This is a genomic window from Novosphingobium sp. JCM 18896 (genome assembly GCF_025938095.1).
Lineage (GTDB): Bacteria > Pseudomonadota > Alphaproteobacteria > Sphingomonadales > Sphingomonadaceae > Novosphingobium.
In genome coordinates, this window is the sequence record NZ_JAPCZF010000009.1 from 48187 (window position 1) to 60981 (window position 12795).

Annotated in this window: 12 protein-coding genes and 1 pseudogene; 6 read left to right on the forward strand and 7 right to left on the reverse strand. The window is 65.0% G+C overall.

Annotation, left to right across the window (positions count from 1 at the left end; translation table 11 throughout):
• Positions 1-48 precede the first annotated feature (48 nt).
• From OLX23_RS22680 to OLX23_RS22690, 3 genes are read right to left on the reverse strand one after another with little or no spacing between them, the layout of a single operon-like run.
• Complete coding sequence (locus tag OLX23_RS22680; protein WP_264447530.1) at positions 49-615, reverse strand: RNA polymerase sigma factor; 567 nt, start codon at positions 613-615, stop codon at positions 49-51.
• Entirely contained in the window at positions 612-1052 is a 441-nt protein-coding gene (locus OLX23_RS22685; protein ID WP_264447531.1) for a periplasmic heavy metal sensor, read from the reverse strand. The genes OLX23_RS22680 and OLX23_RS22685 overlap by 4 nt, the downstream gene beginning before the upstream one ends.
• Positions 1052-1324 (reverse strand): hypothetical protein, encoded by a 273-nt coding sequence (locus OLX23_RS22690; protein WP_264447532.1) that lies wholly within the window; start codon positions 1322-1324, stop codon positions 1052-1054. The genes OLX23_RS22685 and OLX23_RS22690 overlap by 1 nt, the downstream gene beginning before the upstream one ends.
• Before the next feature lie 130 nt (positions 1325-1454).
• Between OLX23_RS22690 and copC the strand changes: the two genes are divergently transcribed.
• The 5 genes and pseudogenes from copC to cueR all read left to right on the forward strand — a co-directional run bounded on the left by copC (position 1455) and on the right by cueR (position 6318).
• Complete coding sequence (copC, locus tag OLX23_RS22695) at positions 1455-1838, forward strand: copper homeostasis periplasmic binding protein CopC (RefSeq protein ID WP_264447533.1); 384 nt, start codon at positions 1455-1457, stop codon at positions 1836-1838.
• Positions 1839-1842: 4 nt separating this feature from the next.
• Entirely contained in the window at positions 1843-2772 is a 930-nt protein-coding gene (gene copD / locus OLX23_RS22700) for a copper homeostasis membrane protein CopD (protein WP_264447534.1), read from the forward strand.
• 5 nt (positions 2773-2777) lie between these two features.
• Positions 2778-3461, forward strand: coding sequence for a class I SAM-dependent methyltransferase (locus OLX23_RS22705; protein ID WP_264447535.1), 684 nt, complete (start codon positions 2778-2780; stop codon positions 3459-3461).
• A 109-nt stretch (positions 3462-3570) separates the two neighbouring features.
• Positions 3571-5926 (forward strand): annotated as a pseudogene (locus tag OLX23_RS22710) (heavy metal translocating P-type ATPase).
• Positions 5923-6318, forward strand: a complete 396-nt coding sequence (gene cueR, locus OLX23_RS22715; RefSeq protein WP_264447536.1) for a Cu(I)-responsive transcriptional regulator — start codon at positions 5923-5925, stop codon at positions 6316-6318. Before OLX23_RS22710 ends, cueR begins: the two are co-directional and overlap by 4 nt.
• A gap of 185 nt (positions 6319-6503) precedes the next feature.
• On the opposite strand, the gene OLX23_RS22720 is transcribed toward cueR, so the two are convergent.
• The 4 genes from OLX23_RS22720 to OLX23_RS22735 form a co-directional block, all read right to left on the reverse strand.
• Positions 6504-7130, reverse strand: coding sequence for a response regulator transcription factor (locus OLX23_RS22720; protein WP_264447537.1), 627 nt, complete (start codon positions 7128-7130; stop codon positions 6504-6506).
• Between the two features lie 176 nt (positions 7131-7306).
• The gene (locus tag OLX23_RS22725) at positions 7307-8191 is read right to left on the reverse strand and encodes a ribose-phosphate pyrophosphokinase (RefSeq protein WP_264447538.1); all 885 of its coding nucleotides are present in this window, start codon (positions 8189-8191) and stop codon (positions 7307-7309) included.
• Positions 8188-9726 (reverse strand): thymidine phosphorylase family protein, encoded by a 1539-nt coding sequence (locus OLX23_RS22730; RefSeq protein ID WP_264447539.1) that lies wholly within the window; start codon positions 9724-9726, stop codon positions 8188-8190. The genes OLX23_RS22725 and OLX23_RS22730 overlap by 4 nt, the downstream gene beginning before the upstream one ends.
• A complete protein-coding gene (locus tag OLX23_RS22735; RefSeq protein ID WP_264447540.1) occupies positions 9723-11186 on the reverse strand; it encodes an MBL fold metallo-hydrolase RNA specificity domain-containing protein in 1464 nt (487 codons plus the stop codon). The genes OLX23_RS22730 and OLX23_RS22735 overlap by 4 nt, the downstream gene beginning before the upstream one ends.
• 226 nt (positions 11187-11412) lie before the next feature.
• Between OLX23_RS22735 and OLX23_RS22740 the strand changes: the two genes are divergently transcribed.
• The gene (locus OLX23_RS22740) at positions 11413-12720 is read left to right on the forward strand and encodes a type II restriction endonuclease (RefSeq protein ID WP_264447541.1); all 1308 of its coding nucleotides are present in this window, start codon (positions 11413-11415) and stop codon (positions 12718-12720) included.
• Positions 12721-12795: the final 75 nt, after the last annotated feature.

Here is a 12795-nt window from a genome sequence, read left to right on the forward strand (position 1 = left end):
CTTGTTCATATGGGCCTACTGGAAATACGCAGCCCGTCCGGACACCCCTCAAACTTTTTGCAAAATTTCCGCCAGGCGCATCCGCGCGCGATAGAGCCGCGTCTCGACGGCCTTTTGACTTATACCGAGAATGTGCGCGGTCTCCGCTTCGCTATGCCCCTCGATCGTCCTCAGGATGAGCGGCTCCTTGAGCGTTTCGGGCAAGGCCGAGATAGCGCGCATCGTGCGTTCGAACTCCTGCTCGGCCACAAGTTTGTGATCGGCCAGCGGCGCTTCGTCCGCCACGTCCTCGGCGTCGCTGATCGGGAACGCAAAGGACAGAAAGCTCCGGACTGTCCGGCGTCGGCGCCAATCATGACATTTGTTGATCGCGATCCGCGACATCCAGACCGGAAAGGGACGTTCCGGATCGTAGCGGCGCAAGGCACCGAAAGCCGCGACGAAACTCGCCTGAGTCACGTCCAGCGCTTCGTCGGTATCCCCGACATGATTACGCACCAACCGGAAAACCCACTCACGGTGGCGCCGGACCAGCTCACCGAAGGCCGGCTGCCGCCCAGCCAGCGCCAGCGTGGCGAGCTCGGCATCCGAACAGCCGGCGAGCTCGAGCGTCACTGTTCCTTGGCCGTCAGCGCTTTCACCACGGCCTCGTCGAACTTGACCGCCTGGTCGGGACGCAGCACGGCCCGCATCGCGAAGATGTGCTCCAGAGTCTCCTTCTGCAGCTCCCCCATCGCCTGATGCGAACCGTCGACCGCGGCGGCGACCTTCGGCCCGTAACCATGTTCAGCCTCGATCGCCTCGGCCAGCCGTGCATTGTCGGCGCGCAGTTCGGCCTCCAGCGCGCGGCGGCGGATGGCGAACTGCTTCTCGATGCCATCAAGCCGCTGGTGCTGCGCCGCATCGATCTTGAGCTGATTGTGGAGAAGCTCGTGCAGCTCGTTCTCGACCGGCTTCTGCGGGACGACATAGACCCGTCCGATCACGACGCCAGCCACGGCTGCGGCGAAGGTCAGCAGCACCAGCAGGGCTATCCTCCGCCAGTCCCGCATCACTCGCCGCCCAGCAGCGTCGATGGCGCTAGCGCCAGACGCGCGTCGAAGGGCGACAGGGTCGTGGCGGCAGCCCGATCGGTCTGAACCACCGATCCGGCAATGCCGAACACTAGGGCGAGCGCGGCGACCGCGCCGAAGGTTCCGGCCCGAAGCGCGGGTGTAGCCTGGATGCGGGCCAGCTCGGCCATGACGGCGCTGTCGATCGTCGCGAGCGCAGCGGGAAGGGGAGCATCGCGCAACCGTGCCAGCATCTGGTTGAGATCATCCATCGTCGTTCTCCATCCTCATTCTGCAATACGCATCACAACCGCCCACCCCTCGCTAGCCACAAAAAAGATAATCCGAGGGGTCCGCCGACGGGATGCGTATTTCCCTATGCCACCAACCTGGAGAATTCCGATGCGTCCCCTTCCCCTGTTTGCCGCCCTGACCGCCGCCGCCAGTCTCTTCGTTTCCGCGCCGGCGCTTGCCCATCCCAAGCTCTTGTCTTCGACCCCCGCCGCCAAGGCAAGCGTGGCGGCGCCGTCGCGGATCACGCTTACCTTCAACGAGGGCCTGATGCCCAGGCTGTCGAGCGCCGAGATCGTCATGACCGGGATGCCGGGCATGCCCAATCACCGTATGGCCGTAACCGGCTTCCAGACCGCGGTAGGCGCCGACGGCAAGACGCTGGTCCTGACGCTGGCGCGTCCGCTCTCGTCCGGCACCTATCAGGTCGCCTGGCACGTCGTCTCGACCGACACCCACCGGATACAGGGCAATCTCGCGTTCACGGTAAAGTGACATCATGGGCGACGCCGGCCTCATCGCGATCCGCTGGGCGCTTTACGTCGACCTCGGGCTGCTTTTCGGCCTGCCGCTGTTCGCGCTGTACGCGCTCGGCGGCGGCCGGACGGCCGCTCGTTATCTGCCAATGTCCGCGATCCTCGCTGCTCTCGCGCTCGTCGGCCTCATGCTCTCCTCACTCGGGTTCATGGCCCAGGTCTCGGCCATGACCGGCCTACCGCTCACCCGGCCGGATGTCTCGATCCTCGGCGACTTGCTCAACGAGACGGCGCTGGGCCTCGCGCTCAAGGCGCGGATCGCCGCGCTCCTGATCCTCTTGCTATGCGCGCTACTCTGCAGCCGCGCACCGCGCGTAGCCGCCGCGGCATCGACCCTTGCCGGCGCATGCGCCCTGGCAACGCTTGCCTGGGGCGGCCACGGCGGCGCCGGTGAAGGCGGCATCGGCTGGCTGCAGCTGGTGACCGATCTGGTTCATCTTCTCGCCGCGGGGGCCTGGATCGGCGCCATCGCCGCTTTCCTGCTGCTTGCCTTGCGATGGGTCGATGCCGACGACATGGACCATGTGTCGCTGACGGAAGCCGCCCTACGCGGCTTTGCGACGGTCGGATCCTTGGTCGTCGGACTACTGATCCTCACTGGTGCGGTGAACGGTGCCATCCTTGTCGGTCCGGGCAACATACTGTCGCTCGGAAAGACCACCTATGGCCTGCTCCTGATCGCCAAGCTGTCGCTGTTCGCCGCGATGCTCGGCCTGGCCGCGCTCAACCGTTACCGCCTGACGCCCGCGCTCGGCCTTGCCGTCGCGCAAGGCGATGCGCGGTGCGCCATGGCGATCCTGCGCAGGAGCCTGCTCGCCGAAGGCGGCCTTGCCATCGTCATCCTGGCGCTCGTGGCCTGGCTGGGCACTCTTTCCCCGCCTATGTCGACTTAGAAGGGATGACCGCCAGGAAGTCCTACACGCCGCCGCTCGGCACTGGGTCCACGGCAGACTATGATCGCGCGATACGGCTTTGGACGCGCGAAACCCGCTGGCGGACCGCGATGAGGGCCTATCTCGCCGCTCGGCCAAACGAGACGATCGTCGATGTCGGTTGCGGAACGGGCAGCTTCGCATTGTTGCTGAAGCTTGCCGAACCGCGGCTCACTGTCATCGGCATCGATCCGGATGCGGAAGCGCTCGATATCGCGCGCGGCAAGGCTCATGCCGCCGCGGTCGACATCGAATGGCGCCAGGGGTTTGCAGGGGATCTCGCAGCCGAGACGGCGGATGCCGTCGTATCGAGCCTCGTGCTGCATCAGATGCCGCTGAGCGAAAAGGCCGCGACGCTTCGCGCGATGAACAGGATGTTACGACCAGGCGGCCGTCTCGTCATCGCGGATTATGGCCTTCAGTGCGGGTTGATGCGCCTCCTCTTTCGCCTGACCGTGCAGCGCCTCGACGGCGTGACCGACACCCAGCCTAACGCGGACGGTGTCATTCCAAAGCTGATCGCGGCAGCGGGATTTGAGGATGTTGTGGCGCCCTTCACGATCTCGACGATCACGGGAACGATCCAGCTGTTCACCGCACGTCGTCCAATCTCGGATGCCTGGCGATCTGTCGCGAACGATCCCGACTGATTTTCGGGCGATCGGTGTCGAGGCTTTCGCAGGATCGCTTCGGAGACTACGTATTGACCCTGACACGGTGTCAGACCCTACATCGTCGGGCGTCGAAAGGAGCAAGGCGATGAAAGAGACACATTCAGCGGCGCATGGCGGCGGTTGCTGCGGCGGTCATGCGCCCAAGAAGACGGCGACCGGGGTCAAGGATCCGGTCTGCGGCATGACCGTCGATCCGGCATCCACCGCGCACAACGCCGAGCATGGCGGCGCGACGTACCATTTCTGCAGCGCCGGCTGCCGCGCCAAGTTCATCGCCGATCCCGAGCGCTATCTCGGCCCGCCAACGCCGCCGGTCGACGCGCCTGCGGACACGATCTGGACCTGTCCGATGCATCCCGAGATCCGCCAGGACCGTCCCGGCGCCTGCCCGATCTGCGGCATGGCGCTGGAGCCGGCGACCGTCACCGCCGATGGCGCCCCGAGCCACGAGCTGGTCGACATGACGCGGCGCTTCTGGATCGGCCTGGTCCTCGCCGTGCCGGTGCTGATCCTCGAAATGGGCGCGCACCTGTTCCCGGCGATCCACCGCCTCGTGCCGGTGTCAGTTTCGGTCTGGATCCAGTTCGCGCTGGCGACGCCGGTGGTGCTGTGGGCCGGCTGGCCGTTCTTCGAGCGCGGCTGGGCTTCGGTCAAGACCCGCAACCTCAACATGTTCACGCTGATCGCGATGGGGACCGGGGTCGCCTGGGCTTATAGCGTTGTCGCGACGCTCGCCCCGCAGATCTTCCCGCCGGCGTTCCGCGGCGCCGACGGCATGGTGGCGGTCTATTTCGAGGCGGCGGCCGTCATCACCGTGCTCGTGCTGCTGGGGCAGGTGCTCGAATTGCGCGCGCGAGCGCACATCGGGCGCGATCAAGGCCCTGCTCAACCTCGCGCCCAAGACCGCGCGGCGCATCGGCGCCGACGGCAATGAGGAGGAAGTTAGCCTCGATCTTGTGGCGGTCGGCGATCGCCTGCGCGTGCGTCCGGGTGAGAAAGTGCCTGTCGACGGCCTCGTCGAGGACGGCCGCTCTTCGCTCGACGAGTCCATGGTGACCGGCGAGTCCATGCCTGTTACGAAGGCGAAGGCCGACAAGGTCATCGGCGGCACGCTCAACCAGACTGGCGCGCTCGTCATCGTCGCGGACAAAGTCGGCCGCGATACGATGCTCGCCCGCATTGTCCAGATGGTCGCCGAGGCCCAGCGTTCCCGCGCGCCGATCCAGCGCATGGCGGATCAGGTCGCAGGCTGGTTCGTACCCGTCGTCATTGGCATCGCCGCGGCCGCCTTCATCGCCTGGAGCATCTGGGGTCCCGAGCCGCGCTTTGCCTACGGGCTCGTGGCGGCTGTTGCCGTGCTGATCATTGCCTGCCCTTGCGCCCTCGGCCTGGCGACGCCGATGTCAATCATGGTTGGTGTCGGCCGCGGCGCTGGCCTCGGCGTGCTGATCAAGAATGCTGAAGCGCTCGAGCATATGGAAAAGGTCGACACCCTGGTCGTCGACAAGACCGGAACGCTCACCGAAGGGCGGCCCGCCGTCACAGGGATCGTCCCCGCCCCAGGGTTCGACGAAGCAGAACTGCTGCGGCTCGCGGCGTCGGTCGAACGCGCGTCCGAGCATCCGTTGGCGCTGGCGATCGTCGAGGCAGCGAAAACACGGAACATCGCCACCAGCGATGTCGGCGACTTCGACTCCCCGACCGGCCGAGGCGCGCTCGGCACCGTTGACGGCCATCGGATCGTGCTCGGTAATGCACGCTTCCTTGGCGAAGAGGGGATCGCGACCGAGACGCTCGCCGAGCAGGCCGACGCGCTGCGCCGGGATGGCGCTACCGCGATCTTCATCGGCGTCGGCGGCAAGGTCGGAGGCGCCTTCGCAATCGCCGATCCGGTGAAGGAGACGACTCCCGAGGCGCTGGCTGCGCTCAAGGCGGAGGGTGTCCGCGTGGTGATGCTGACCGGCGACAATCGCACGACGGCCGAGGCGGTGGCAAAGCGTCTCGGCATCGACGATGTCGAGGCCGAGGTCCTGCCCGACCAGAAGAGCGCCGTGGTCGCCCGCCTCAAGGCTGAAGGCCGCGTGGTCGCGATGGCAGGAGACGGCGTCAACGACGCTCCAGCGCTCGCCGCCGCCGATGTCGGCATCGCCATGGGCTCGGGCACCGACGTCGCCATCGAGAGCGCGGGCGTGACCTTGCTGAAGGGCGATCTCACTGGCATCGTGCGGGCACGACGGCTGAGCCAGGCGACCATGACGAACATCCGTCAGAACCTGGTCTTCGCCTTCATCTACAACGTCGCCGGCGTGCCGGTCGCGGCGGGCGTGCTCTATCCTGTGTTCGGCATCCTGCTCTCACCGATCATCGCGGCCGCGGCCATGGCGCTGTCGTCGGTGAGCGTCGTCACCAATGCGCTCAGGCTCAACCGGCAGGCGCTGTGAACATCGGGGTGGCGTCGAGACGGACCGGCGTCTCGGAGCGTATGATCCGGCATTATGAGAAGATCGGCCTCATCCCGCCGCCCCCCCGCCGGGGCGCCGGCTATCGCGCCTATGCCGAGCCGGACCTCCATCGGCTGCGGTTCATCGCCAACGCTCGCGACCTCGGGTTTCCGATCGAGGATATCAGGACCTTGCTCGGCCTGTGGGCCGACGGAGGTCGCAGCAGCGCGGAGGTGAAGGCGGTCGCGCTCGCGCGGGCGAAAGAATTCCAGCGCAAGGCGGAGGCCCTCTCGGCGCTGCGCGATGCTTTGGTCGATCTCGCTAAGCACTGTCACGGCGACGAGCGGCCGAACTGTCCGATCATCGCGGAACTGGCGGGCGCACGAAATTGATATTCTTGGCCGGGGCGAACCGGCCCAAAGTCGCAATCGTGATACCGAACTGGTCGCCGCCCCTCCGTAGGTCTACGGAATGCATCGACAACGCCAGCCATGCACGACTTGTTGCACCGCAGCAAAAGTGTGAGCGTGCCAAATCAAACCGATTGCTGGTGCCGTGCTGGGACAAGCCGTTAGGCTCATCTTTCCGGTGCTTTGCCCATGCCCGCCGCGAAAGCGATCCGCAGGGCGTCTGCCTGCGTCTGAACCCCGAGCTTGAGCATCAGGCTGGCGCGATGAACCTCGGCAGTTCGCGATGAGATGCCGAGATCATAGGCGATAGTCTTGTTCGGATAGCCCTGCGCCATGCCCTCCAGAACGTCCTGTTCGCGCGGCGTCAGGCCCGCGACCTGAGCCTGTGCCTTTGCCTGTTCGGCCGCGCGCGTGTCAGCGCGCTCAATCCGCGCGAACGCGCGCTCGATCGCGTCGAGCAACAGCGCCTTCTCGATCGGCTTGGCGAGGAAGTCGACAGCGCCGCCTTTCATCGCCTGGACAGCCAGCGCGACGTCGCCATTGGCAGTGAGAACCACCACCGGCATGTCGATTCCGGTTTGCGCCATCGTCGCCTGGACCTGCAGGCCATCCATAACGGGCATATGCACGTCGAGCAGCACGCAGCCGAGCTCGGCCTCGTGCGCGCTTCTCAGAAATTCGGTCCCCGATGAATAGATTTGGACGACAAAGCCCGATGTGTGCAGCGTGAACCCGACCGATTTGCGTATGGCTTCATCATCGTCGACGAGATGAACGACGCGTCTATCCCCCATGATCCTCCTGAGACCGTAAAATGAGCAACATGCTTCGGCGATGGACGCGCCACCGCTTCGTGCTCACCGCTTTTGCGGCTTGGACCATAGTCCAAGGTCAAGAGGGGAATTGTCGCCGGAGGACTTTCTGTCTTTGGTCGCGGGAAGCCAATCGCCGAGGCTTTCGACCAGTTTCTTTACAGGAGCGCCTGGACTGCCTCAGCAACGGGCCCAACCACGTCGATACCATTGGTCGCATGGACGATTGTGTTGGTGCTGACGATGCGGCGCGCAAGCCCGCTCAGCGCCTGCGCGGCGTCGCCCGCGAACAGCGGGTGGACCACCACACAGTCGGGCGGTGCGAAGCCCATGTCGACAAGTTGCTTCGCCGCGACCGCTAGGGTCCGGCCCGACGAGGCAATATCGTCCACGAGCACCGGCTGGCGATCGGCTAGGTTCTCCGCGCGCGGTATCGAGATTCGCACTTCGCGGTCCCCCGACCGTTCTTTCTCGCAAACGAGGAAGGGGGCATCCGCACCCGCCGCGACCTGCGCGACCCATTGCTCGCTTTCCTTGTCGGGTCCGATGATGACCGGCCGCGAGACGTTCTCCCGTATCCAGTCCGCCATCAGCGGCGCGGCATGAACGACGCGGCTCGGGATCCGATAGACGTCGCCCAGCGCATGATAGCGATGGAGATGCGGATCGACCGTCACCAGCCAGTCGAGATGATGCGAGAGGACCGTGGCAAAGCTACGCGACGTGACCGCTTCGCCCGGATGGAAGCGAATATCCTGGCGCATATAGGCCAGATAGGGTGCAACAAGGCCGATCTTGCGGGCGCCCATCTCGCGCAGCGTGTCTGCGGCAAAGAGGAGCGGCAGCAGCTTGGGATCGGGGCGATCCAAGCTGGAAACAAGCACGACGTCCCGATCCGCGACCTCGCTCATGATCCGCAAATAGGTTTCTCCGTCGGGAAACTGCCGGTGATCAAGCCCACCTGGCTCGCCGAAGACATGCGCGCGCAACGCTTCGCCGAACGCCTCGCTGCCCGGCAAGGCAAGGATGACGGGGCCGGTCACTGCTCGACGATCCCGAAGATCGCACCGTCGCTCTCGGCGAACGCAAGCGCATAGTCCAGCTCGCCTCGGCTCTCCGCGTGGATGGTGCAAAGCATTGCGCCGGTTTCGACGCGCTCTCCGAGCCGCGCATGCATCGCAACGCCCGCCGCCTTGGCCGCCGGCGCTCCGGCTAGCTTGGCGACCGTCGCGATCTTGCGATTGTCGATATTTCCAAGTCTGCCAGTATGCGGCGCCACAAGATCATGTTGGAAGCGCGCGATGGGAGGCGTGCGCATCCCACCTTGGGCCTCGCAAATCCGCTGGAATTTCGTCCAGGCGCGCCCGCTCTCGATCACCCCATAGGCGCGGGCATAACCCGCGCCCGGCGCTGATCCTCCGGCAAGCTCGAGCAGAGCGCCAGCGAGTTCGCAGGCACGGTGAACCAGATCCTCAACGCCAGACAGGCCTTGCAGCGCAGAGAGGACATCCCGTGCCTCAAGCGCCGGCCCGATGCCCCGTCCGATCGGTTGGGTGCCGGGTCCGGTCATGATCTTTGTCCTTAGACCGAAATCCTGTGCAACGGATTCGAGCGCCGCGCCGAGCGTGGCCGCCGCCTCGTCGGTTCGCACTTTGGCGGTCGGACCCACAGGAATGTCGATCACCAGATGGGTCGCTCCTGCGGCGATCTTCTTAGAAAGGACCGACGCGACGAGCTGTCCGACCGCGTCGATGTCGAGCACGCGTTCGACGCCGATGATGATATCGTCCGCCGGGCTTAGCCGGACGGCACCGCCCCAGGCGATACAGCCACCCTCCTGCTCGACGACCCGCCGGATCGCGGGAAGGTCGAGATCGACCTGCGTGAGTACTTCCATCGTATCCGCAGTCCCCGCCGGCGACGTGATCGCGCGCGACGACGTCTTGGGCATCATCATGCCTTCGGCCGCCATGATCGACACGACGATCGGTGTGGTGCGATTGCCCGGCAAACCGCCGACACTGTGCTTGTCGACGATGATCTCGTCCGGCCAAGTGAGCCGCTCCCCGGCATCAACCATGGCTCGGGAGAGTCCGATCATCTCGTCGCGATCGAGTGGCAATGCCGAACAGGCGGTCACGAAGGCGGAAAGATGCACATCGGTATAGCGGCGCGCGACGATGTCCCCGACGATCGCGGAGAAGGCCCCTTCGCCAAGCCTGTTGCCATAGATCCGCCGCCGCACCTCGCTCAGCGATCCGAGCGGCTGCGCATGCGTCACCGCGACCAGATCGCCATCCGCCACGCCCAGGGCGTGCCATGCAGCCTCGGAGAGCCCGATCTCGCCATGGGCGAGAAGATCGCCCGAACTGTGCAGCAGCGAGGCCACGACCTCCCGACCGCCGATGCGGAGTGCGACCTGGGCACGCGAGGCCAGCCCCTCCGAGCGGCAGACCGCGCAGTCGTGCCGCATGACTGCAAGGAGATCATGCCCTGCGGCGGTCAGGCCGAGCCGCCGAGCGCGCAGCACGCTTGCGCCGACAGCGGCCTCCGCCGCTCGAGAGACGAGCGCGCTCATGCCAGCACGCTCCAACTGCCGAGCGTCGGCACGGTACAGGACCAGCCCAGTTCCTCGGACACGCGCTTGGCGAGGACATTCGATCCGGTCGGTTCGCCATGGGTGACGAAGACCTGCCGCGGTGCCTGCTCGAGCGAGCCGAGCCAGCGGATGATCTCATCGCTGTCGGCATGCGCCGACAACATGGTGAGGTTCGCGACCTCAGCCTCGACCGGCACATATTCGCCGTGGATCTTGATCGTCTTCGCGCCCGCCACGAGCGCGGCACCGCGCGTCCCGGCGGCCTGGAATCCCGCGAACAGAACGAGGTTCTTCGGATCTGGCGCGAAACGCTTCAGATGGTGGAGTACGCGGCCGCCTGTCGCCATGCCGCTCGCCGAGATGATCACCTTGGGGTTGGTGTCCGCCGTCAGCGCCTTGGACTCCTCGACCTCGCGGACATAATGGGCGACGCCGCACGCCGCCTCGCAGTCTGTGCGGTTCAACCGATGCTCGTCCATGAACTTGCACATCAGCTCGCTCGCGTTGATCGCCATCGGGCTGTCGAGATAGATGGGCGTATCGCGCAGCCGTCCCGCCGCGCGCAGACGCGACAGATGGTAAAGCAGCGACTGTACGCGGCCGACAGCGAACGCGGGGATCACCACTGTCCCGCCGCGACGAACACAGCGTTCGATATGGTCGCCGAGCGTCGTCGTCGGATCGACCTTCTCGTGCCGGCGATCGCCATAGGTCGATTCGACGAGAACATAGTCCGCCCGGGCGGGTGGGACGGGATCCTTCATCACGGCATCGCCATAGCGGCCGATATCGCCCGAAAAGAGGATCGTCCTGCCCTTCCACGACAGTTCGATCGACGCTGCGCCCAGAATATGGCCAGCGTCGTGATAGCGGGCCGAAATACCGTCCGCGATTGGGTGCCATTCGCCGAACCGGATCGTCTGAAACAACTCAAGCGCCAGACGGGCATCGGCTTGGGTATAAAGTGGCTGTGCAGGCTGATGCCGCGAAAATCCATGACGATTGGCGAAGTCGGCATCCTTTTCCTGGAGATGGCCGCTGTCGGGCAGTAGCAGCTCGCACAAGGCGGTCGTGGCGCGGGTACAGAGCACCGTCCCATTCCAGCCCAGCCGGGCCATGCGCGGAAGCGCGCCGGAATGATCGAGATGCGCATGGGTGAGCAGGACCAGGCCGACGTCGGCGACATCGGGCGGAATCGGCGCCCAGTTGAGGACGCGTAGATCCTTCGCTCCCTGGAAAAGTCCGCTATCGACAACGACCCGTGTCTCGCCGTCATCGACAAGATAGCGTGAGCCGGTCACGGTTCCCGATGCGCCAAGGAAGGCGATGGCAAGACCGGCTCCCTCGGGCCGCGTCTCCAGATGGAGACTGGCGTTCGGCTCCTGGAAGGCGATGCCGGGGTTATGCTGCTGACGATGCTTCTTCTTGCGCTTGTGCATGATAGCCCCGGCCTTGCCTCTCTCCGTGTTCACGATTGTCGGTCGCAACTTTCCGGGGACTGCGTATCGAAGATATACGCAAACACCGTAGCGCCGGTTCGGTATCGGCACCGGCCGCATAAAGTGATGGCAATCGGCAAGATGGGCGAGCTAGTCTGGATGCTTCTCAATATCTTCGGCGACAGCCGGAATTCGCCCAACACAAGATTCGGATACGGCCAAATACATGGAAACTCGCCTGGCTGACGCTCACGATGCGCGCGACGCGCATGTCCGGCACCTCATCGACCGCTGGCGCGAGGATCCCGGCGCAACCTATTGCAGTTGGTTCCTGTGGGATGAACGGATCAAGAATTTCCGCTCCATCCGCCGCGGAATCGCCCAGGTGGTCAGCGACATCGAGGCCGGAAGTTTCGGCAATGCTTATCGCGGTTCGTCACTCGAGACGATCGTCCACTCAGTGGCCGAGCAGCGGCAAATCTTCAAGGGCGCCGATCACGCATTCCTTTGGAAGCCCAAGCTTCGCATCCCCGATATCTATGAGAACCGCGAGAACCAGCGCGCGTTCGGACGTCTGCTCCACGCCTGCTCCTGCTGCGACACTGCCGAGGATATTGTCCGGCATATCCACGAAATCGATCGGCTCGCCATCAAGGGGCTAGGACCGGCCGTCGCCAACCTGCTCTATTTCCTTCATCCGACGCTCGTTCCGCCCTTCAACACGGCCATCGTCAAAGGCTACAATGCGCTGACGGGCGCGAACGTGAAGCTCGGGAGTTGGGGGCATTTCCTGGCGATGCGGGTCGGCATCCTCGATCTCAACGATCGCTATCGCGACCTGCTTTCCAACGATCTCGGGGCGATCGGCGGCCTGCTCTTCGACATCGGCTCGGGCCGCTATCCCGCGCCGCCAATCGACGCGGCCGGGCCGGCGCTCGACGACTGGAACGGACGCCTCGAAGCAGCGCGAGAGGAAGCCCGGACGTTATCCAAAGCGGCGCAGGTCGAAGGCCAGAACGAGCGCACCCATACCGAAATCCAGGCATGGCTGCGCGACCTTGGCCGGGCACTCGGCTATGACGTCTGGATCGCCGCGAATGACCGCAGCCGCGCATACCAGGGAACGGCCCTCGGCACCGATTGCCTCAGCCGCCTGCCCGACACGATCGCCGAGGCGCCGGGCGCCGACGCGATCCGGCTCATCGACGTGCTGTGGCTCGAACCCGGTGCCGACCGTGTCGTAGCGGCCTTCGAGGTCGAACATTCAACCTCCATCTATTCCGGTATCGTCCGGATGCTCGATCTCGCACTCAGCGGCAGTGATTTACATGCCGCTGCGGGACTTTTTCTGGTGGCCCCAGACGCACGCGAGGCAGATGTCCGCGCCCAACTCCAGCGTCCCGCATTCAGCCGGATCAACGATCTCGACATTTCCTACCTACCTTATGGCGAGCTCGAGCATAACAAGGAGGCAATCGCCCGTTTCGGTTCAGGCCTCAAGGCGATCAAGGCGATCGCGAGGCGACTGGCATGAACCGCCGCCAATTTCGGACAATATGAGGCTTGGTCAAAAGCTGCGACGTCTACTTATTTCCCGATCTCTCGCCAC